This window comes from uncultured Alsobacter sp. (assembly GCF_945952055.1).
In the GTDB taxonomy this organism is placed as follows: domain Bacteria; phylum Pseudomonadota; class Alphaproteobacteria; order Rhizobiales; family Beijerinckiaceae; genus Alsobacter.
The window spans coordinates 14,004-33,653 of record NZ_CAMFHB010000058.1 but is presented as its reverse complement, the minus strand read 5'-3'; the positions used below and the strand labels follow the sequence as shown (position 1 = coordinate 33,653).

The following is a 19,650-nucleotide window of genomic DNA, read 5'->3' as shown; positions in this document are numbered from 1 at the left end:
GAGCGCCGGTGATGCGAGCGCCGGTGATGCGAGCGCCGGTGATGCGAGCGCCGGTCATGGCGGCCAGCAGGCGTTGCGCCCTCTGTGCCGGCGACCGGCCGGCGTCCTGGGGTGGCGGCGACGTCATCGCGGGAGCACCTCGATCCACCGGGTTCGCCGAGGATGGTAGCGTGAGCGTCCGGCGAGACAATCGCTCGTTCGGGCCATGCCGACGTCGTGAGCGCGGGCCGGTCAGCGTCCCCGGTAGGGCGCCACGCCCTGGTCCGGAAGCCAGAGCCCCTTCGGCGGCTCGCCCGTTTGCCAGAACACGTCGATCGGGATGCCACCACGCGGGTACCAGTAGCCGCCGATGCGCAGCCAGTCGGGCTGCAGCAGTTCGGCGAGGCGCTTGCCGATTCCCACGGTGCAGTCCTCGTGGAAGGCGCCATGGTTGCGGAACGAACCCAGGAAGAGCTTCAGCGACTTCGATTCCACCAGCCAGTCGCGCGGTGCGTAGTCGATCACGAGGATCCCGAAGTCGGGCTGGCCGGTGACCGGGCACAGCGACGTGAACTCGGGGCAGGTGAACCGGGCCAGATAGAGCGTGCCGGCATGCGGGTTCGGCACGCGGTCGAGCACGGCCTCCTCGGGAGAGGCGGGGAGGGCGGAGGCCTTGCCGAGCTGCAGGGTCTCGAGGGTCATGGGAACGCTCCGTCGGGGCGAAATCGCGCGCACCATAGTCCTTTTGCGTCCTTCGTCGAGCCTCGCCGGGCATCGGCGGCCTTGGCGGGTGCCACGCCCTCGCGTAAAAGCCGGGCCAGCACCGGACAAACGCTCACGGAGAACCTCATGACAGCCATCGTCGACATCGTCGCCCGCCAGATCCTGGACAGCCGCGGCAACCCGACCGTCGAAGTCGACGTCACGCTGGAGGACGGCTCGCTCGGCCGCGCCGCGGTGCCGTCGGGCGCCTCCACCGGCGCCCATGAGGCGGTCGAGCTGCGCGACGGCGACAAGAGCCGCTGGGGCGGCAAGGGCGTGGAGAAGGCCGTCGATGCGGTGAACCGCGAGATCTTCGATGCCATCGGCGGCATGGACGCCGAGGAACAGGTGCTCATCGACCAAACGATGATCGACCTGGACGGCACGCCCAACAAGGCGCGCCTCGGCGCCAACGCGATCCTCGGCGTGTCGCTGGCGGTGGCCAAGGCGGCGGCCGAGGCGAGCGCGCTGCCGCTCTACCGCTACATCGGCGGCACCTCGGCGCGCGTCCTGCCCGTGCCCATGATGAACATCGTCAACGGCGGCGCCCATGCCGACAACCCGATCGACTTCCAGGAGTTCATGGTCATGCCGGTGGGCGCGACCTCGCTCCTCGAGGCGGTGCGGATCGGCTCGGAAATCTTCCACACGCTGAAGGGCGCGCTGAAGAAGGCCGGCCACAACACCAATGTCGGCGACGAGGGCGGCTTCGCCCCGAACCTGCCTTCGGCGGAAGCGGCGCTGGACTTCGTCATGAAGGCCATCGAGACGGCCGGCTACAAGCCCGGCCAGGACGTGGTGCTGGGGCTGGACTGCGCCTCGACCGAGTTCTTCAAGGACGGCGCCTATCACTATGAGGGGGAGGGCGTGACGCGCTCCATCACCGAGCAGGCCCAGTACCTCGCCAAGCTGGTGGCCGCCTATCCGATCGCCACGATCGAGGACGGCATGGCCGAGGACGACTGGGACGGCTGGAAGCAGGTCACCGACCTCATCGGCGGCAAGTGCCAGCTCGTCGGCGACGACCTGTTCGTCACCAACGTGAACCGGCTGTCGCAGGGCATCGCCAAGGGCGTCGGCAACTCGATCCTGGTGAAGGTGAACCAGATCGGCTCGCTCACGGAGACGCTGGCCGCCGTCGACATGGCCCACCGTGCCGGCTACACGGCGGTGATGTCGCACCGCTCGGGCGAGACGGAAGATTCCACCATCGCCGACCTCGCCGTCGCGACGAACTGCGGGCAGATCAAGACCGGTTCGCTCGCCCGCTCCGACCGCACCGCCAAGTACAACCAGCTCATCCGGATCGAGGACGAGCTCGGCTCCACGGCGCTCTACGCCGGACGGGGAGCCCTGAAGTCGCTGCGCTGAGCCGCATCCCGATGGGTCCGTATCGTGTGGCGGCTGGTGTCGCCACGCGATGCGGAGCATCCGGTCCCGCGCAGGCCACGGCTACTGGATCGTGCACCAGCTCGTGCTCTCTTCCACCGTCTCGAGGACGGGGAGGTAGGCGGGTATCGGCGAGTCGTTGGCGAGGTATTCCGGTTTCACCTCATTGATCAGCTCGTCGATCTTGACGGTGAAGGCGAAACCGTTGCCCGGAACGGTATCGTCCGGGTCGACGACGACGGCCATGTCGGCGCACTTCTCCGCTTCCGACGACTTGAAGACCTCCGTGATGACCACGGCGTGGTGCTTCTCGTAGGTGCTGCCCGACTGCTTGATCCCGCGCCCCGTGAGCCGGAGCGGACCCTGTTGGGCGGCCATCAGGAACTCCGCGACCGTGGGGACGCCGTTGCCGACCTTGCGAAACCTCATGCCCTCCTTCCCGCTCGCCGCCCTCGCGATCTGTCCGCAGACGGAGATGCAGTCCCCCGCGGTCTGCTTGCGCAGGAGCCCGGCGTCGTAGACCAGCTTCAGACGCGGGAACTTCACGAAGAGGTTCGTCGAGAGTGGATTGTAGCTCGGCATCTGTCGTGTCCGGTTCTCGGGCCATCCGCCGTCGATGCTGGTCCGAACGGTCAGGAGCCACAACAAACCGCAGGTAGCGAACGTCGTGGGTCCTCCGGGTGCTGCAACGATCGCTGCGTAGACGTTGACCTCCAGCGACGCGATCGTGCCCGTCTCAGAGGCCCGGCCGACGGTGTCCTCCGGTCGGGGGCGATGGGATGATGCGAGGTTTGGTCCCGGATGGTCATTCGCGCCTCCGGACGATGCTGCACGCCAGCCTGGCCTGCCTGCTGCTCGGCGGCTGCGTGACGGCCCAGACGAGGGCGGCCTTCGACGCCACCCAGGAAAGTGCCGCAGCCCGGCAGATGCAGCCCGGCGACGCGGCCATCCGCGGCAACGCCTTCATCCATGCCGACACCGGGCGCACCTACACGGCGGCAGGCGACTGGGTGACGCTCATCCCCGTCACCGCCTATGCCGAGGAGCGCATGCGCGTCCTGTTCGGCCCGCGCCATCGCCGTGAGGTGACGTGGCTGAACCGGACGGATGCGGGCGATCCGCGCTATCTGGCGCTGACCCGCCAGGTGAAGGCCAACATCCACAGCCGGTTCGAATTCGAGAACGTCCGGCCCGGCCCCTATTTCGTCACGGCCTTCGTGCAGTGGCAGCGCGCCGACGAGAAGTTCGCCTACCTCATCTATGACCGCGTCGAGGCCAAGGCAGGCGAAACCACCGAGGTGGTGCTGTCGGGGAACTAAGGCGTTGCCGACGCGAAAGCCGTGAGCCCATCCGGTCCGCGGGTTTGTCGACGTCGCGTTAGCAACTCGTCAACCATCGCCCGTCACTCTCACGGCCATGGTCGTCCGATACCGCCTGCGCGCCATCCTGATTCCGCTGCTGCTCTACGCCGTCTCCGGCGGCGTGGCCTATTACTTCATGTACCATGCGCAGCACGGCAACCGCGGCATCGAGACCAAGGCCGCGCTGAAGCAGCAGATCTTCGAGCTTGAGCGCGATCTGGGAGAGCTCAGGTCGGACCGCGAGGATTGGGAGCGCCGCGTGGCCATGCTGCGCACGGACAACGTCGATCGCGACCTTCTCGACGAGCGCGCGCGCCTGACGCTCAACCGGCTCCACCGCAACGACGTCGTGATCATGACGGGGCCCGGCGCCAACTGAGTGCATTGCAGCAACGGCGCTGCAGCATCGAATTCGCCGCCTGGCGTGCATTGAACCGAAATCCGGTTCATCAAAACAAACATTAAGCAAATCAAAAGCTTGAGCGCATCGTCGGTTGCGCCTGAGACCATTCCTGCGCTCGCATTCCGCAAATCTCTGCGATAATGTCCGGATCCAGCAAGAGGCCCGCATGAAGCCTCGCCTGCGATGCCGAGGAGGAGGAACCGATGGCGGTTGCCGCCCGCAAGACAAGCTCCAAGACACCTGTGGCCGCGAAAGCCTCCGCCAGCCGTTCGGCCGGGGTGAACAAGGCGGCGCGCAAGTCCAACGGTCCGGCCGCGCTGTCGCGCGAACAGGATCTCGCCGCCTACCACGACATGCTCCTCATCCGCCGCTTCGAGGAGAAGGCCGGCCAGATGTACGGCATGGGCCTCATCGGCGGCTTCTGCCATCTCTACATCGGCCAGGAAGCGGTCGTCGTCGGCATGCAGATGGCGACGAAGAACGGTGACGAGGTCATCACCGGCTACCGTGACCACGGCCACATGCTGGCCTGCGGCATGGAGGCCAAGGGCGTCATGGCCGAGCTGACGGGCCGCCGCGGCGGCCTCAGCAAGGGCAAGGGCGGCTCGATGCACATGTTCAGCGTCGAGAAGCACTTCTACGGCGGCCACGGCATCGTCGGCGCCCAGGTCTCGCTGGGCACCGGGCTCGCCTTCGCCAACCGCTACCGGGGCAACGACAACGTCTCGCTGACCTATTTCGGCGACGGTGCGGCCAACCAGGGCCAGGTCTACGAGAGCTTCAACATGGCCGAGCTCTGGAAGCTCCCGGTCGTGTACGTGATCGAGAACAACCGCTACGCCATGGGCACGTCGGTGAACCGCGCCTCGGCGCAGACCGACTTCTCCAAGCGCGGCATCTCCTTCAACATCCCGGGCGAGCAGGTCGACGGCATGGATGTGCGGGCGGTCTACGCCGCCGCGCAGCGCGCCATCCAGTGGTGCCGTGACGGGAAGGGCCCCTACATCCTCGAGATGCAGACCTACCGCTACCGCGGGCACTCCATGTCCGACCCGGCCAAGTATAGGTCCAAGGACGAAGTGCAGAAGATGCGCGAGGAGCGGGACCCGATCGAGCAGGTCCGGCGGCGGCTCCTGGAGGAGTGGAAGGTCTCCGAGGAGGAGCTCAAGGCCGTGGACGGCAAGGTGCGCGAGGTCGTCAACGAGGCGGCCGAGTTCGCCACCAACGATCCCGAGCCCGATCCGTCCGAGCTGTGGACCGACATCCTGAAATGAACCCGAAAGGCCGCCTGGCCGGACCGGCGCAGCGCGATGGCGCGGCGCCCCGCCGGCGGCCCCTTCCAACGGCCGACAACGGGGCTTTCATCCCATGCCGATCGACATCCTGATGCCCGCTCTGTCTCCCACCATGGAGAAGGGCAATCTGGCCAAGTGGCTGAAGAACGAGGGCGACCGCGTGAAGTCCGGCGACATCATCGCCGAGATCGAGACCGACAAGGCGACCATGGAGGTCGAGGCGGTCGACGAGGGCATCCTCGCCAAGATCCTCGTTCCCGCCGGCACGGCCGACGTCGCGGTGAACGAGAAGATCGCCGTGCTCGCCGGTGAAGGCGAGGACGTGGCCGCGGCGGCATCGGGCGCAGCCTCGGCGCCTGCCCCCTCGCCGGCCCCCGCCGCTGCACCGGTGCCCGCGCCGGCCGCGGAGGCCCCGGCCGAAGCGCCTCCGGCGGCGCCCGCCGTCATCGCCTCGGCAACCGCCGGCGCCTACGACGCCTCGGTGGAGATTCCCGCCGGCACGGAGATGGTGCCGACGACGATGCGCGAGGCGCTGCGCGATGCCATGGCCGAGGAGATGCGCCGTGACGGCAACGTCTTCGTCATGGGCGAGGAAGTCGCCGAGTACCAGGGCGCCTACAAGGTGACCCAGGGGCTCCTGCAGGAGTTCGGCGCGCGGCGCGTCATCGACACGCCGATCACCGAGCACGGCTTCGCCGGCGTGGCGGTGGGCTCGGCGCTCGCGGGCCTGCGCCCGGTCGTCGAGTTCATGACGTTCAACTTCGCCATGCAGGCGATCGACCACATCATCAACTCGGCCGCCAAGACGCTCTACATGTCGGGCGGGCAGATGGGCTGCCCCATCGTGTTCCGCGGGCCGAACGGCGCCGCCGCCCGCGTCGCCGCCCAGCACAGCCAGGACTACACCGCCTGGTACTCGCAGGTTCCCGGCCTCAAGGTGGTGTCGCCGTCGAACGCGGCCGACGCCAAGGGCCTGCTCAAGGCCGCGATCCGCGATCCCAATCCGGTCGTCTTCCTCGAGAACGAGATCCTCTACGGGCAGACGGCTCCCGTGCCGAAGCTCGACGACTTCATCATCCCGATCGGCAAGGCCCGCATCGTGCGCCCCGGCCACCACGTGACGATCGTCTCGTTCTCGATCGGCATGACCTATGCGCTGAAGGCGGCCGAGGAACTGGCCAAGAAGCACATCTACGCCGAGGTCATCGACCTGCGCACCATCCGTCCGATGGACATCGACACGGTGGTCGCCTCGGTGATGAAGACCGGGCGCTGCGTGACGGTGGAAGAGGGCTGGCCCCAGTCGGGCGTCGGCTCCGAGCTGTCCGCGCAGATCATGGAGCGCGCGTTCGACTATCTGGACGCGCCGGTGAAGCGGGTCACGGGCAAGGACGTGCCCATGCCCTACGCCGCCAACCTCGAGAAGCTCGCCCTGCCGAACGTCCAGGAGGTCATCGACGCCTGCCGCGCCGTGACCTACCGGTGACGCCATGGCGGACGCGGTCTTCCATGAGCTCGAGGCCCCACCCGACGTCGTCGAGAACGGCGGACACGAGGTGGTCCGGGCCAGCGTGTCGGACGGCGCCGTGAGCGTCGCCATGCGCCGCGCCTTCGACGACCCGTTCGTGTGGGGGAGGCTGCTCGTCGACCTCGCCCGCCACGCCGCGACCATCTACGCCGCCGAGACCGAACTCGACGAAGCCGAGGCGCTCGCCCGGATCGTCGAGGGCATCCGCTCGGAACTCGACGACATGCCGCCTTCCAACAATCCCGGCGCCTTCAACTGACCGAACCCGAGGCTGTCCCATGCCTGTGAACGTGCTGATGCCGGCCCTTTCCCCCACGATGGAAAAGGGCAACCTGGCCAAGTGGCTGAAGAAGGAAGGCGACACGATCAAGTCCGGCGACGTGATCGCCGAGATCGAGACCGACAAGGCGACCATGGAGGTCGAGGCGGTCGACGAGGGCATCCTGGCGAAGATCGTGGTGCCGGCCGGCACCGCCGACGTTCCCGTCAACGACCTCATCGCAGTGATCGCGGGCGAGGGCGAGGATCCCAAGGCCGTCGCCTCGGGCGGCGGCGCGGCCCCCGCTCCCAAGTCGCCCCAGAATGCGCCCGACGTGGTGACCGCGGCGGCACCGCCCGCGGCCGCGGCGGCTGCATCGGCGCCGCAGGCCCAGACCCAGGCTGCTGCTCCCGCGGCCGCTCCTGCGGCTGCATCTGCCGCGCCTGCCGCATCGGCACCGGCCATGAACGGCGCGGCGCCGTCCGGCGGTCGCGTGTTCGCCTCGCCGCTCGCCAAGCGCATCGCCAAGGACGCCGGCATCGACCTTGGTCAGGTGTCCGGATCGGGCCCGCATGGCCGGGTGGTGGAGCGCGACGTGCGTGCCGCCATCGAGGGGGGTACCGGGAAGGCTGCGCCGGCAGCGGCTCCCGCCGCGGCGCCCGCGCCGAAGGCTGCCGCTGCCACCGCCCCGCTGGCGACCGGCATGTCCGAAGATGCCGTGCGCAAGCTCTACGAGCCGGGCAGCTACGAGGAAGTGCCGCACGACAACATGCGCAAGGTCATCGCGCGCCGCCTCCTGGAGGCCAAGCAGACGATCCCGCACTTCTACCTGACGGTCGACTGCCAGCTCGACGCGCTGCTTGCGCTGCGCGAGCAGATCAACGCGTCGGCCCCGAAGGACAAGGACGGTAAGCCGGCCTTCAAGGTCTCGGTCAACGACTTCGTCATCAAGGCCCTGGCGCTCGCGCTGGTGCGGGTGCCGGAGGCGAACGTCACCTGGACCGAGAGCGCCATGCTCAAGCACAAGCGCGCCGACATCGGCGTCGCCGTGTCGATCCCCGGTGGCCTGATCACGCCGGTCGTGCGCAATGCCGACACCAAGACGCTGTCCGCCATCTCCAACGAGATGAAGGACTACGCGGCGCGCGCCAAGGCCCGCAAGCTGAAGCCGGAGGAGTACCAGGGCGGCACGTCCGCCGTGTCGAACCTCGGCATGTTCGGGATCAAGGACTTCTCGGCGGTGATCAACCCGCCGCACTCCTCGATCCTGGCGGTCGGCGCCGGCGAGCAGCGCGTCATCGTGAAGAACGGCCAGCCGGCCGTGGCCACGGTGATGTCCGTGACGCTCTCCACCGACCACCGCGCGGTCGACGGCGCGCTGGGGGCCGAGCTGATCGGCGCCTTCCGCCAGCTCATCGAGAACCCGATGGGCATGCTGGTGTGAGCAGAGGTTGACGATCTCGGGTCGGTGCCCGATCTGAAGGATGTTCATTCCTTCCTTTTCGGCACCGACGGAGATTTCAGATGCCGGAGCCGACAGACATGATCATTCCCATGTTGCAGGAGCTCAGGTCGAAGATGACGACGATCGAAACGAAGATCGATCGTCATCAGGATGAGACGCGCGCCGCCTTCGCCTCCTTGGACGCCCGCCACAAGGCGATACGGCAAGCGATGGGGGCCGACACGTTGATGGCCAAGTTTCTTCTTGGCGATTTCGAAGAGCGTCTGGCGCTCATCGAGAGGCGCCTGGAAACCCTGGCGGCCAAGCCAGGCTGACTTTGCATGCTTCGCACGATCGTCACGGCGGCCCGGCCGTTCGTGGTTCGGCCGGGCGCATTCCGGAGAACACGATGTCCGATACCTACGACGTGATCATCATCGGCGGCGGGCCGGGCGGCTATGTCGCCGCCATCCGGTCCGCCCAGCTCGGGTTCAAGACCGCGGTCGTCGAGCGCGAGCACCTGGGAGGCATCTGCCTGAACTGGGGCTGCATCCCGACCAAGGCGCTGCTGCGCTCGGCCGAGATCTTCCACTACATGCAGCATCCGGGCGCCTACGGGCTCTCCGCGCAAGGCGTGGGCTTCGACATCGGTGCGGTGGTGAAGCGCTCGCGTGGGGTGTCGCAGCAGCTCAACGGCGGCGTCGGCTTCCTGATGAAGAAGAACAAGATCGACGTGATCTGGGGCGAGGCCAAGATCACGAAGGTCGGCGAGGTCACCGTCGGCAAGCCGTCGAAGCCCGCCGTGCAGCCGCAGAACCCGCCACCCAAGGGCACGCTCGGGGAGGGGGTCTACAAGGCCAAGAACATCATCGTCGCCACTGGCGCCCGGCCGCGCGTGCTGCCCGGCATCGAACCGGACAAGGACCGCATCTGGACGTACTTCGAAGCCATGGTGCCACCCTCGATGCCCAAGTCGCTCATCGTCATGGGCTCCGGCGCCATCGGCATCGAGTTCGCCTCCTTCTACCGCACCATGGGTGCGGAGGTGACGGTGATCGAGCTCCTGCCGCAGATCCTGCCGGTCGAGGACGCCGAGATCGCGGCGCTCGCCCGCAAGCGCTTCGAGAAGCAGGGCATCAAGATCATCACGGGCGCCAAGGTCGCCAAGGTCGAGAAGACCGCGGCCGGCGTCACCGCGACCGTCGATGACGGCAAGTCCGTGCAGACGCTGTCGGCGGAGCGGCTCATCTCGGCGGTCGGCGTGGTCGGCAACGTCGAGGGGCTGGGCCTGGAGGCGCTCGGCGTGAAGATGGACCGCGGCACGGTCGTCACCGACGGCACGGGGAAGACCAACGTGCCCGGCATCTACGCCATCGGCGACGTCGCCGGCCCGCCGATGCTCGCCCACAAGGCCGAGCACGAGGGCGTCATCTGCGTGGAAGCGATCAAGGGCATGCACGTCCATCCGATGGACAAGCTCAAGATCCCGGGCTGCACCTATTGCAACCCGCAGGTCGCCTCGGTCGGCCTCACCGAGGCCAAGGCCAAGGAGCAGGGCTTCCAGGTCAAGGTCGGCCGCTTCCCGTTCGCCGGCAACGGCAAGGCCATCGCGCTCGGCGAGCCGGAGGGCATGGTCAAGACCGTGTTCGACGCCAAGACCGGCAAGCTGCTCGGCGCCCACATGATCGGCGCAGAGGTGACCGAGCTCATCCAGGGCTTCGTCGTCGCCATGAACCTGGAGACGACCGAAGAAGACCTGATGCACACGGTCTTCCCGCACCCGACGCTGTCGGAGATGATGCACGAGAGCGTGCTCGACGCCTATGGGCGGGTGATCCACACCTGAGCGTGCGGTCGGCGACCGGGGGACGGGAATGGACGGGACTTTCGCAGCGCTGGGGCAGCCCGGCGTCGGGCTCTTCACGATGCTCGTCATCGGCGTGCTCGCCGGCTGGATCGCGGAGAAGATCACCGAGTCCGATCATGGACTTCTGACCAATCTCTTGGTCGGCGTGGCAGGTGCCTTCGTGGGCGGCAAGCTCGCCGAGGTGCTCAACATCCCCGTCTTCGGTTTCTTCCGCACCCTGATCGCGGCCGTCGTCGGCGCGGTCATCGTGCTGTGGGTCTGGCGGCAGGTCCGGGCCAACCGCGCGCCGCCACAGGGGTGAAAGGCGGGTCTGGGGAGCAGACAGCAAATGGCGAGTAGCGAGTAGGGTGGACGTACGACGCCCGCTACTCGCCATTCGCCATTCCCTCTCTCGCGGCCCGATTACCGCTTGGCAACCTGCCACTGGCGGCCCAAACTCCCTGGCAACGTGCGAGCACAGCACTGGACAGGGAGAGAGCGCACCATGGTTCGCGTCACGCGTCGTCACGGCCTGGCCCTCGCGGCGGGTCTCGCCATCGGTGCCGGATGGGCCTTTCCGGCATCGGCCCAGACCGTCACCCTCGATTTCCCGAGCTGGCAGGCCGAGGAGCCCGGCGTGTCGGGCTGGTGGAAGGCGCTGATCGCCGAGTTCGAGCAGCAGAACCCCGGCGTGAAGGTCAATTTCTACTCGATCCCGTTCGCCAACTACATCCAGCAGCTCACGGTGCGCTTCGCCGGAAACAATCCGCCGGACGTGGTTCACCTGCCGACGCGCAACTTCGCCGCCTTCGCCTCGCAGGGCTGGCTGCTCCCCATCGACGACCGGTTGAAGAAGACCGACATCCCGGCCACCTGGACGCCGTTGCAGGGTGACATGACCTGGGACGGGAAGGTCCAGGGCGTCCTGCTGATGGGCTACGGGAGCCTGCTCTACTACAACCAGAAACTCCTCGACGACGCGGGCGCCAAGGTGCCGACGACGCCGGCGGAGTGGCTCGCCGCGATCGAGAAGACGACCAAGCGCGACGCCGGCCAGTTCGGCCTGGTGGCCACCTCGATCGAGCATCCGAACCTGGTCGTCGAAGCCGGCACCTGGGTGATGGGGCAGGGGCTCGACTGGGTGAAGGACGGCAAATACGCCTTCACCGATCCCAAGGTCGTCGCGGCCGTCGAGCAGTACCGCACGTCGATGAAGTACGCTCCGCCCGGCACCAATTCCACGACCGCGCGCCAGCTGTTCATCGACGGCAAGGCGACGTTCCTGCGTGACGGCCCGTGGATCTGGGCCTTCGTCGAGAAGGCGCCCGAGGCCGTGCGTGCCAACCTGAAGGTCACGCGCGTGCCGTTTCCCAACGTCACCGGCGGCACGTCGAACTCGATCCACATCGCGGCCGGCGCGTCCAAGGACAAGCAGGAGCTCGTCTGGAAGCTCATCCAGCTGGCGGCGACGCCGAAGTGGCAGGGCCAGTACGTGGTGATGTCCGCCTCGCCCGCGCCCCGCAAGGACTCGCTGCCGGCCGACGCCGCTCAGAAGCTGCCGCACCTCAAGCTGGTGATGGACTCGGCCGCCACCGCCGTGTCCGTGTTCCCGACCCAGCCGGCGCTCATGGAAAGCTACAACGAGTACGCCACGATCTTCGGGCGCGGCATGCTCAAGCTGCAGTCGACGCAGGACCCCACGGAGAAGGTGCTGGGCGACCTCCAGAAGGAGCTCGAGCGGGCGGTGCCGCTGAAGTGACGGGTGAGGCTGAGTGGTCGTCGTGCTTCGAAACAGCCGAGCGTCAACTGGCACCTCCCTCTCCGCGTCATGGCCGGGCTTGGCCCGGCCACCCACGACTTCAGGCTGGCCCCAGCACAGTCGTGGATGCCCGGGCCAAGCCCGGGCAGGACGCGCGGAGAGGTGGTCGCGCGGTAAAAAGGTCAGTTCCAACGCCTACACCGGGGATTGATTCACGAGCTCTCAGGATGAGGACGGTTGGGGTGACGCGGTGAGCCAGTCGATGGCACGCGGGCTCAAGCCCCGCCGCGAGACCCTCATTGCCTGGGGCCTGCTCACGCCGGCGCTGGTGCTGGTGGCCGGTCTCGTGGCCTATCCGATCTACAGCATCGTCGCGACGAGCCTCAGGGTCGGCCGTGCCCCGAACATCGCGCGCCTGGATCGGTTGCCGGTCGGGTTCGGCAACTTCGAGCGGGCGCTCACGGACGAGGTCGTCTGGGCCGCGGCGGGGCGCACCGTGTTCTTCGCCGTCGGCGTCATCGGCCCGGCCTTCCTGATCGGTCTCGGCCTCGCCCTCCTGCTCAACCGCGAGTTTCCGGGCCGGCGGGTCATCCGCAGCCTGATGCTGCTGCCCTGGGCCGTGCCCGGCGTGGTGGCGGCGATCGCGTCCCTGTGGATGTTCGATGCGTCCTACGGCGTCGTGAACGCGGGCCTGCGCGGGCTCGGCTGGTCGGGCGGCGACGTGGCCTGGTTCTCGAATGCCCGGACCGCGCCCTGGGCGGTGCTGCTTCCGGCCGTCTGGAAGTGCTTCCCCTTCTTCGTGCTCACGATTTTGGCCGCGCTCCAGTCGATCCCGATCGCGCTCTACGAGGCCGCGCGCATGGACGGGGCCAACCGCTGGCAGCTCTTCCGCAACGTTACCTGGCCTGGGATCCGCGGCGCGGCGGCGCTGGCGCTCGTGCTGCAGACGCTCTGGGTGGTGAAAGACTTCGACATCATCTTCGCCACGACGGGGGGAGGGCCCTCGCGCGCGACGCAGACGCTGTCGCTGCTCGTCTACGAAGAGGCGTTCCAGTTCTTCCGGCTCGGCATGGCGTCGGCCATCGGCATCCTCCTGCTGGCCGGATGCGCGGTGCTGTCCTGGCTCAGCCTGAAGCGGGACGAGGCCCATGGCTGACCGGCGCCGTCTGATCCTCTTGCTCCTGGCGCTGGCGGCGATGGGCTTCGCGCTGTTTCCCATCTACTGGATGGTGCTGACTTCGGTGCTGCCGACCAGCCTCATGCTGTCGCGCTCGCCCCCGGTGCTGCCCCCACTCTCGGCGATGTCGTGGGACGCCTACGCCACCGTGCTCCTGCGCAAGCCGCTGCTCACCTGGATCGCCAACAGCACGCTCGTGATGCTGGGCACGCTCGCCGTCACGCTCGTGGCGTCCGCGATGGCCGGCTACAGCCTGTCGCGCTACCGCACGGCGGCGCAGCGGGCCATGGGCATGGGCCTGCTGCTGAGCAAGATGCTGCCCGGCGCCCTCGTGGTCATCCCCTTCTTCATCCTGTTCTCCACCGTGGGGCTCATCGAGACGCGCTTCGGCCTGGTGCTCGCCAACAGCGCGGTGGCGGTGCCCTTCGCCACCTGGCTCCTGAAGGGCTTCTTCGACGCCATCCCGCGCGAACTGGAAGAGGCGGCATGGCTGGATGGCGCCAGCGAACTCGGCGCCTTCCGCCACGTCGTGCTGCCGTTGTCCCGGCCGGGGATCGCCGCCTGCGCCGCCTATGTGGCCATCGTGACATGGTCGGACCTCGTCTTCGCGCGAACCCTGATGAGCAAGCCCGAGCACTGGCTCGTCACGGTCGGCCTGCAATCCTTCACGGGCGAATATCTCGTCGAATGGTCGAGCCTGATGGCGGCGGCAACGCTCTCCGTGCTGCCCATGCTGGTGGTGTTCGTGCTGCTGGAGCCTTTCCTCGTGAAGGGCATGACCCAGGGGGCCATGGCCAATTGATGCGGGTGCGACCATTGTCGCTCCTTGTCCGGGCGACCGAAAATGACTAGGTCGAGGGGGCCGGGCGCGGCCCGTGCGAGGAGGTCGCGATGGCCCTGCTGATCGACACTGTTGGATCCGACCCGCGCAAGGCGGGCGACGGCGCGGAGAAGCCGCGCCACCCGGAGAAGGCGCACCGGCCCGACCAGCCGATCGCGCGCAAGCCGGACTGGATCCGCGTGAAGGCGCCGGGCTCGCCCAAATGGGCCGAGACCCACAAGATCGTGCGCGAGAACAAGCTCGTCACCGTCTGCGAGGAGGCCGGCTGCCCCAACATCGGCGAGTGCTGGGAAAAGAAGCACGCCACCTTCATGATCATGGGTGACACCTGCACCCGTGCCTGCGCCTTCTGCAACGTGAAGACCGGGCTTCCCGGCGCGCTCGACGAGAGCGAGCCCGACAACGTCGCCTCGGCGGTGGCCAAGCTCGGCCTCAGTCACGTGGTGATCACCTCGGTCGACCGCGACGACCTCGCCGACGGCGGTGCCGAGCACTTCGCCCGGGTGATCCGCGCCATCCGCCGCGACAGCCCCACGACGACCATCGAGGTCCTGACGCCCGACTTCCTGCGCAAGGACGGGGCCCTGGAGGTCGTGGTCGAGGCGCGGCCCGACGTGTTCAACCACAATCTCGAGACCGTGCCGTCGAAGTACCTGAAGGTGCGGCCGGGCGCGCGCTACTTCCATTCCATCCGCTTGCTGCAGCGGGTGAAGGAGCTCGATCCGACCATCTTCACCAAGTCCGGCATCATGGTGGGCCTGGGCGAGGAGCGGAACGAGGTGCTGCAGCTCATGGACGACCTGCGCTCGGCGGAGGTCGATTTCCTGACGATCGGCCAGTACCTGCAGCCGACCCGCAAGCATCACCCCGTCATGCGCTTCGTGACGCCGGACGAATTCCGCAGCTTCGCCACCATCGCCGCGACCAAGGGCTTCCTGCTGGTATCGTCGTCCCCGCTGACGCGCTCGTCCCACCATGCCGGCGAGGACTTCGCCAAGCTCAAGGCCGCTCGCCTGGCGCGCCAGGGCCGCTGATCGCACGCCGATGCCGAGTTTCCGCTCCACGCGCCGCGTGCGCCACAGCCCGACCGACATGTTCGATCTGGTGGCGGACGTCGAGCGCTATCCCGAGTTCCTGCCGCTGTGCGAAGGCCTGACGATCCGCCGCCGCAGCAACGGCGACGAGGGCGTCGAGGTGCTCGTGGCCGCCATGACGGTCGGCTACAAGGCGATCCAGGAGACCTTCACGAGCCGGGTCACGCTCGACCGGCCGCGCATGAAGATCCTGGTCGAGTATGTCGACGGCCCGTTCCGCCACCTCGAGAACCGCTGGAGCTTCCGTCCCGATCCGCTGGGCTGCGAGGTCGAGTTCTACATCAACTACGAGTTCCGCAGCCGGACGCTGGGCCTGCTGATGGGCGCCATGTTCGAGCGGGCTTTCCGCAAGTTCTCCGAGGCGTTCGAGCAGCGGGCGGACCTCGTCTACGGCACCGGGCGGCGCCCGGCGGTGGCCTCGGCCGAATAGGCGCCAGTCGGCGTTCTCCCGGCCGGCCCCACGCTTAATCGACCGTTCAATCAACGTGTCTAAGTTGCGGATCTTCCACGGGCCGGGGGGATCATGAGCGCCGTCGAGACCACATCGCAGCCAGGCGCCGCTTCGTCGGCGCGGCTCGCCTTCGCCGCGACGCTGTTCGGCTCGGCCCTGCTGCTCTTCGCCGTGCAGCCCATGTTCGCGAAGATGGTTCTCCCGGTGCTGGGCGGAACGCCGGCCGTGTGGTCCGTCGCCATGGTGGTGTTCCAGGCCCTGCTTCTGGCCGGCTATGCCTATGCCCACCTGCTGAGCCGCTACCTGCCGCTCCGGCTGGCTGTCCTGTTCCACGCGGCGCTGCTCGCCTGCGCCATGCTGGCCCTGCCGGTGGCGGTGGCCGCGGGCTGGGGCCGACCGCCGGCGGACGGAGAGGCCCTCTGGCTGGTGGGACTTTTCGTGGTCTCCGTGGGTCTGCCCTTCTTCGCCCTGTCGGCGAACGGGCCCCTGCTGCAGGCCTGGTTCGCCGCGAGCGGGCGCGGCGGCAATCCTTACCTGCTCTACGCGGCGTCCAACCTGGGCTCGTTCGCGGCGCTCATCTCCTATCCGTTCCTCGTCGAGCCGTGGCTTCCGCTGGATGCCCAGAGCCGGTGGTGGAGCGCGGGGTTCATGGGGCTCGCGGCCATGATCCTGTCCTGCGGCGTCATGGCGCTGCGCGGCGCCCCCGGCGGGCCGGCCGAGGCGGGCAACCGCGCCGTGGCGGATGGCGGCACCTGGGGCGAGAGGCTGCGCTGGGTCGCGCTCGCCGCCATTCCGTCCGGCCTGCTCGTCGCCGTCACCGCCCATATCCAGACCGACGTCGCCGCCGTTCCGCTGCTGTGGGTGGTGCCGCTCGCCCTCTTCCTGCTCACCTTCGTCCTCGTCTTCCGCGACGACGCGCTGGTGTCCGAGCGCCTGCTGGGCTGGCTGCAGGCCTGGGGCACGGCGGCCGCGCTGGTCTGGATGAAGTTCGGCGGCTCGGCCCTGTGGGCCACGCTGCCGCTCGCGCTGGGGCTGTTCCTCGTCAACGCCCTCCTCTGCCACGGTGAGCTCTACCGCCGCCGCCCTCCCGTGCGGCGGCTGACGGAGTTCTACCTGTTCATGTCGCTGGGTGGCGTCGTCGGCGGGCTGTTCGCCGGCCTGGCCGCGCCGCGGCTCTTCGACACTATTCTCGAATATCCGCTGCTCCTGGTCGCCGCGATGGCCTGCCGGCCGGGCGCGCTCAGCGGTCCCTGGCGGGCCGCCTGGGAGGAGATCAAGCCCATCGCCGTCATCATCGTGGCGGTGACGGGCAGCGTGATCGTGACGGGGCTCGTGATCGGCGATGCCGTCGCCCCGGAGTTCGTGCTGCTGATCGGGATCCTGCTCGGCATGCTGGGGTGCAGCCGGTCTCCGCGGCGCAGCCTGCTGCTCGGCGTGGCGCTGGCGCTCGTCGCCACCCAGTCCGACAGGCTCGGCAGGGACAAGGGCGAGAGCCGGCGCAGCTTCTTCGGCGTGCACAGGATCGTCGACATCAACGACGGCAAGTTCCGCGTCCTCTACCACGGGACCACCATCCACGGCGCCATCAGGCTCAAGGAGGAGGACGGCCGGCCGGTCGGCGGGCCGCCGGAGCCGACCACCTACTACGCCTCGGGCGGGGCGATCGCCGACAGCCTCGAGGTCGGCAGGGCGCTGCGCGGAGGCCCGTTGCGGGAGGTCGCGGTCGTCGGCCTGGGGGCCGGCAGCCTCGCCTGCCAGCGCCGGCCGGGCGAGAGCCTGACCTATTTCGAGATCGATCCGGAGGTCATCCGCATCGCGCGCGATCCGTCCCGCTTCCGCTTCCTCGACGTGTGCGGCCGCGATGCCCGCATCGTCCAGGGCGATGCGCGGCTCACCTGGGCGGATACGCCCGGGCGCTACGACGTGGCCATCATCGATGCCTTCTCGTCGGACGCGATTCCGACGCACCTGCTGACGCGCGAGGCGCTGGCGATATATGCCGCCAGGATGGCCGAGGGCGGGCTGCTTGCCTTCCACATCTCCAACCGGCATTTCGATCTCTCCAAGCCGCTCGCGCAGCTGGCGCGGGAGATGGGCGCCGACGCCATGGTCCGGCGCGACAAGGCGACCGAGCCCTTCGCGCAGCGCATGCGCGCGCCCTCGGAGGTCGTGCTGATCGGCCGCGGCGAGGCCTTCAAGGCCGCCGCCAAGGCCAGGGACTGGGAGCCGCTGGATCCTGACCTCTCGCGCACGCCCTGGACCGACAACACGGTCAACTTGCTCGAGGTGATGCTCGACCGGATGAAACGCTAGGCCGGCCTCAGCCGGCGGCCTTCTCGACGAGATCGAGGGCATCGCGCAGGGCGGCCTCGCGGATGCCCTGCCGGCCCAGATCGCCATAGCGGCGCTCGAGGTGCAGCGTCGGGTGCCCCGTCCGGGCCGCGGCGAGGTGGACGAGGCCCACCGGCTTCGCGTCGCTGCCGCCGCCGGGGCCGGCGATGCCGGTGAGCGCCACGGTCACGCCGGCGCGCGAGCGGGCGAGGGCGCCCTCGGCCATGGCGCGGGCCACGGGCTCGCTGACGGCGCCGTGGGTGGCGATGAGGGCCGCGGGAACGCCCAGCATCTCCGTCTTCGCTTCGTTCGAATAGGTCACGAAGCCCCGGTCGACCACGTCCGACGAACCCGGGATCGCGGTCAGGGCCGCGGCCACCATGCCGCCGGTGCAGCTCTCGGCCGTCGCCACCATGAGGCCGCGGGCGCGCAGCAGGGCGAGCAGGTCGGCCGTGCGGCGCTCGAAGCTGGCCTCATCCATTTTCGGCCTCCCGCGGCAGTTCGACGGTGGCCAGCGCCTGGGCGACGATGCCCTCGCGCCGGCCGGTGAAGCCCAATTGCTCGGACGTGGTGGCCTTGATCGCGACGCGGTCGGCACCGATTCCGCAGATCCCGGCGATGCGCTCGCGCATGGCGTCGCGGTGCGGACCGATCCGGGGCGCTTCGCAGACGACGGTCACGTCCAGGAGAACCAGCCGGCCCCGGCACGCGCGCAGCCGCTCCACCGCGAAGGCCAGGAAGCGGTCCGACGCCGCCCCTTTCCACTGCGGGTCGGAGGGCGGGAAATGCTGGCCGATGTCGCCATCGGCGATGGCGCCCAGCACCGCGTCCGTGACCGCATGGAGCACGACGTCGGCGTCCGAATGCCCCAGCAGCGCCTTGTCGTGCGGGATGCGGATGCCGCCCAGCGTCACGAAGCTTCCCTGGGTGAAGGCATGCACGTCGAAGCCAGACCCGACACGCGTTTCCATCGCCACTCCATGCTCGATCTCGGCCCGCAGAAAGTCGCGCGGGGTCGTCAGCTTCACGTTGTCCGCATCGCCTTCGACGACCACGATGGAGTGGCCGGCCCACTCCATCACGGCCGCGTCGTCGGTCAGCGTGGTGACCCCGGCGTCGCGGGCCTTGCGGTGCGCGGCCAGCAGGGTGGCGAAGGCGAAGCCCTGCGGGGTCTGGACGGCGCGCAGCATCGTGCGGTCCGGCGTCCCGGCGATGCGCGCAGCGGCATCGACCTGCTTCACGGTGTCGACCACCGCGATGCCAGGAATGGCCGCGCCCGCATCGACGGTGGCGCGCACCACCCGGTCGATCAGCGCCGGCGTGGCGAAGGGGCGCGCCGCGTCGTGCACGAGCACGATGTCCGGCGCGAACGGAGCCAGGGCCTCGAGCCCGGCAAGCACCGACGCCTGGCGGGTGTCGCCGCCCGTGACCGCCGCCGCGAGTCGGGCGCGGCTTTCAGGGGACAGCGCGGCGAGCGCCGTGGCGCAGACCTCGTCGTCGCCGGGGCCGATGACGAGCTGGATATGCTCGGCATGGCCGGCCATCGCGTCGACACTTCGCGCGAGCACCGTGCGGCCGGCCACCGTCGCATACTGCTTGGGCAGCGGTCCGCCGGCCCGCAGACCTCGCCCGGCCGCGACGATGACGGCAGCGATACGGACGGACGGTGAGGAGGAGGACTGGGCCATGCGCCGGTTTGCCCCAATTCGCCGGTGCCGGTCAAACCGGAGC

The 19,650-nt window shown here is 68.8% G+C and carries 20 protein-coding genes; 16 read left to right on the top strand and 4 right to left on the bottom strand.

Annotated elements, in window-relative coordinates; all coding sequences use genetic code 11:
- Nucleotides 1-231 precede the first annotated feature (231 nt).
- Complete coding sequence (gene queF, locus Q0Q47_RS27465; RefSeq protein ID WP_293867731.1) at nt 232-681, bottom strand: preQ(1) synthase; 450 nt, start codon at nt 679-681, stop codon at nt 232-234.
- A 147-nt stretch (nt 682-828) separates the two neighbouring features.
- On the opposite strand from queF, the gene eno reads away from it, so the two are divergent.
- A complete protein-coding gene (gene eno / locus Q0Q47_RS27460) occupies nt 829-2,112 on the top strand; it encodes a phosphopyruvate hydratase (RefSeq protein ID WP_293867730.1) in 1,284 nt (427 codons plus the stop codon).
- A gap of 81 nt (nt 2,113-2,193) precedes the next feature.
- On the opposite strand, the gene Q0Q47_RS27455 is transcribed toward eno, so the two are convergent.
- Nucleotides 2,194-2,712: a hypothetical protein gene (locus Q0Q47_RS27455; protein ID WP_293867729.1), complete on the bottom strand. Its 519-nt coding sequence runs from the start codon at nt 2,710-2,712 to the stop codon at nt 2,194-2,196.
- A 242-nt stretch (nt 2,713-2,954) separates the two neighbouring features.
- On the opposite strand from Q0Q47_RS27455, the gene Q0Q47_RS27450 reads away from it, so the two are divergent.
- The 15 genes from Q0Q47_RS27450 to Q0Q47_RS27380 all read left to right on the top strand — a co-directional run bounded on the left by Q0Q47_RS27450 (nt 2,955) and on the right by Q0Q47_RS27380 (nt 17,901).
- Entirely contained in the window at nt 2,955-3,449 is a 495-nt protein-coding gene (locus Q0Q47_RS27450) for a hypothetical protein (protein WP_293867728.1), read from the top strand.
- 97 nt (nt 3,450-3,546) lie between these two features.
- On the top strand, nt 3,547-3,870 hold the full coding sequence (locus Q0Q47_RS27445) for a septum formation initiator family protein (RefSeq protein ID WP_293867727.1): 324 nt from the start codon (nt 3,547-3,549) through the stop codon (nt 3,868-3,870).
- Between the two features lie 227 nt (nt 3,871-4,097).
- Nucleotides 4,098-5,168, top strand: a complete 1,071-nt coding sequence (gene pdhA, locus Q0Q47_RS27440; protein ID WP_293867726.1) for a pyruvate dehydrogenase (acetyl-transferring) E1 component subunit alpha — start codon at nt 4,098-4,100, stop codon at nt 5,166-5,168.
- Nucleotides 5,169-5,262: 94 nt separating this feature from the next.
- Nucleotides 5,263-6,675 carry a pyruvate dehydrogenase complex E1 component subunit beta gene (locus tag Q0Q47_RS27435; protein ID WP_293867725.1) on the top strand — a complete coding sequence of 471 codons (1,413 nt, stop codon included), beginning with the start codon at nt 5,263-5,265 and terminating at the stop codon, nt 6,673-6,675.
- Between the two features lie 4 nt (nt 6,676-6,679).
- Complete coding sequence (locus Q0Q47_RS27430; protein ID WP_293867724.1) at nt 6,680-6,976, top strand: DUF5076 domain-containing protein; 297 nt, start codon at nt 6,680-6,682, stop codon at nt 6,974-6,976.
- 19 nt (nt 6,977-6,995) lie between these two features.
- The gene (locus Q0Q47_RS27425; protein WP_293867723.1) at nt 6,996-8,420 is read left to right on the top strand and encodes a pyruvate dehydrogenase complex dihydrolipoamide acetyltransferase; all 1,425 of its coding nucleotides are present in this window, start codon (nt 6,996-6,998) and stop codon (nt 8,418-8,420) included.
- 98 nt (nt 8,421-8,518) lie between these two features.
- Nucleotides 8,519-8,755, top strand: a complete 237-nt coding sequence (locus tag Q0Q47_RS27420) for a hypothetical protein (protein WP_293867722.1) — start codon at nt 8,519-8,521, stop codon at nt 8,753-8,755.
- Between the two features lie 74 nt (nt 8,756-8,829).
- Nucleotides 8,830-10,266 carry a dihydrolipoyl dehydrogenase gene (gene lpdA, locus Q0Q47_RS27415; RefSeq protein ID WP_293867721.1) on the top strand — a complete coding sequence of 479 codons (1,437 nt, stop codon included), beginning with the start codon at nt 8,830-8,832 and terminating at the stop codon, nt 10,264-10,266.
- A 28-nt stretch (nt 10,267-10,294) separates the two neighbouring features.
- Complete coding sequence (locus tag Q0Q47_RS27410) at nt 10,295-10,588, top strand: GlsB/YeaQ/YmgE family stress response membrane protein (protein WP_293867720.1); 294 nt, start codon at nt 10,295-10,297, stop codon at nt 10,586-10,588.
- Nucleotides 10,589-10,771: 183 nt separating this feature from the next.
- Entirely contained in the window at nt 10,772-12,025 is a 1,254-nt protein-coding gene (locus tag Q0Q47_RS27405) for an ABC transporter substrate-binding protein (RefSeq protein ID WP_293867719.1), read from the top strand.
- Between the two features lie 262 nt (nt 12,026-12,287).
- Nucleotides 12,288-13,181 carry a carbohydrate ABC transporter permease gene (locus tag Q0Q47_RS27400; protein WP_293867718.1) on the top strand — a complete coding sequence of 298 codons (894 nt, stop codon included), beginning with the start codon at nt 12,288-12,290 and terminating at the stop codon, nt 13,179-13,181.
- Nucleotides 13,174-14,004, top strand: coding sequence for a carbohydrate ABC transporter permease (locus tag Q0Q47_RS27395; RefSeq protein WP_293867717.1), 831 nt, complete (start codon nt 13,174-13,176; stop codon nt 14,002-14,004). The genes Q0Q47_RS27400 and Q0Q47_RS27395 overlap by 8 nt, the downstream gene beginning before the upstream one ends.
- A gap of 89 nt (nt 14,005-14,093) precedes the next feature.
- The gene (lipA, locus tag Q0Q47_RS27390) at nt 14,094-15,077 is read left to right on the top strand and encodes a lipoyl synthase (protein WP_293867716.1); all 984 of its coding nucleotides are present in this window, start codon (nt 14,094-14,096) and stop codon (nt 15,075-15,077) included.
- Between the two features lie 10 nt (nt 15,078-15,087).
- Nucleotides 15,088-15,567, top strand: a complete 480-nt coding sequence (locus tag Q0Q47_RS27385) for a type II toxin-antitoxin system RatA family toxin (protein ID WP_293867715.1) — start codon at nt 15,088-15,090, stop codon at nt 15,565-15,567.
- Between the two features lie 93 nt (nt 15,568-15,660).
- On the top strand, nt 15,661-17,901 hold the full coding sequence (locus tag Q0Q47_RS27380; protein WP_293867714.1) for a spermidine synthase: 2,241 nt from the start codon (nt 15,661-15,663) through the stop codon (nt 17,899-17,901).
- 7 nt (nt 17,902-17,908) lie between these two features.
- Here the strand turns inward: Q0Q47_RS27380 and Q0Q47_RS27375 are convergent, their stop codons facing one another.
- Both Q0Q47_RS27375 and Q0Q47_RS27370 read right to left on the bottom strand, forming a co-directional pair.
- Nucleotides 17,909-18,400 (bottom strand): CinA family protein, encoded by a 492-nt coding sequence (locus tag Q0Q47_RS27375; protein WP_293867713.1) that lies wholly within the window; start codon nt 18,398-18,400, stop codon nt 17,909-17,911.
- Entirely contained in the window at nt 18,393-19,607 is a 1,215-nt protein-coding gene (locus tag Q0Q47_RS27370; RefSeq protein WP_293867712.1) for a bifunctional 2-C-methyl-D-erythritol 4-phosphate cytidylyltransferase/2-C-methyl-D-erythritol 2,4-cyclodiphosphate synthase, read from the bottom strand. Before Q0Q47_RS27370 ends, Q0Q47_RS27375 begins: the two co-directional genes overlap by 8 nt.
- Nucleotides 19,608-19,650: the final 43 nt, after the last annotated feature.

Excerpts from the sequence above, each read along its gene's own strand:
- queF (WP_293867731.1), bottom strand. The coding sequence starts at position 681 with ATGACCCTCGAGACCCTGCAGCTCGGCAAGGCCTCCGCCCTCCCCGCC.
- eno (WP_293867730.1), top strand. The coding sequence starts at position 829 with ATGACAGCCATCGTCGACATCGTCGCCCGCCAGATCCTGGACAGCCGC.
- Q0Q47_RS27455 (WP_293867729.1), bottom strand. The coding sequence starts at position 2,712 with ATGCCGAGCTACAATCCACTCTCGACGAACCTCTTCGTGAAGTTCCCG.
- Q0Q47_RS27450 (WP_293867728.1), top strand. The coding sequence starts at position 2,955 with ATGCTGCACGCCAGCCTGGCCTGCCTGCTGCTCGGCGGCTGCGTGACG.
- Q0Q47_RS27445 (WP_293867727.1), top strand. The coding sequence starts at position 3,547 with ATGGTCGTCCGATACCGCCTGCGCGCCATCCTGATTCCGCTGCTGCTC.
- pdhA (WP_293867726.1), top strand. The coding sequence starts at position 4,098 with ATGGCGGTTGCCGCCCGCAAGACAAGCTCCAAGACACCTGTGGCCGCG.
- Q0Q47_RS27435 (WP_293867725.1), top strand. The coding sequence starts at position 5,263 with ATGCCGATCGACATCCTGATGCCCGCTCTGTCTCCCACCATGGAGAAG.
- Q0Q47_RS27430 (WP_293867724.1), top strand. The coding sequence starts at position 6,680 with ATGGCGGACGCGGTCTTCCATGAGCTCGAGGCCCCACCCGACGTCGTC.
- Q0Q47_RS27425 (WP_293867723.1), top strand. The coding sequence starts at position 6,996 with ATGCCTGTGAACGTGCTGATGCCGGCCCTTTCCCCCACGATGGAAAAG.
- Q0Q47_RS27420 (WP_293867722.1), top strand. The coding sequence starts at position 8,519 with ATGATCATTCCCATGTTGCAGGAGCTCAGGTCGAAGATGACGACGATC.
- lpdA (WP_293867721.1), top strand. The coding sequence starts at position 8,830 with ATGTCCGATACCTACGACGTGATCATCATCGGCGGCGGGCCGGGCGGC.
- Q0Q47_RS27410 (WP_293867720.1), top strand. The coding sequence starts at position 10,295 with ATGGACGGGACTTTCGCAGCGCTGGGGCAGCCCGGCGTCGGGCTCTTC.
- Q0Q47_RS27405 (WP_293867719.1), top strand. The coding sequence starts at position 10,772 with ATGGTTCGCGTCACGCGTCGTCACGGCCTGGCCCTCGCGGCGGGTCTC.
- Q0Q47_RS27400 (WP_293867718.1), top strand. The coding sequence starts at position 12,288 with ATGGCACGCGGGCTCAAGCCCCGCCGCGAGACCCTCATTGCCTGGGGC.
- Q0Q47_RS27395 (WP_293867717.1), top strand. The coding sequence starts at position 13,174 with ATGGCTGACCGGCGCCGTCTGATCCTCTTGCTCCTGGCGCTGGCGGCG.
- lipA (WP_293867716.1), top strand. The coding sequence starts at position 14,094 with ATGGCCCTGCTGATCGACACTGTTGGATCCGACCCGCGCAAGGCGGGC.
- Q0Q47_RS27385 (WP_293867715.1), top strand. The coding sequence starts at position 15,088 with ATGCCGAGTTTCCGCTCCACGCGCCGCGTGCGCCACAGCCCGACCGAC.
- Q0Q47_RS27380 (WP_293867714.1), top strand. The coding sequence starts at position 15,661 with ATGAGCGCCGTCGAGACCACATCGCAGCCAGGCGCCGCTTCGTCGGCG.
- Q0Q47_RS27375 (WP_293867713.1), bottom strand. The coding sequence starts at position 18,400 with ATGGATGAGGCCAGCTTCGAGCGCCGCACGGCCGACCTGCTCGCCCTG.
- Q0Q47_RS27370 (WP_293867712.1), bottom strand. The coding sequence starts at position 19,607 with ATGGCCCAGTCCTCCTCCTCACCGTCCGTCCGTATCGCTGCCGTCATC.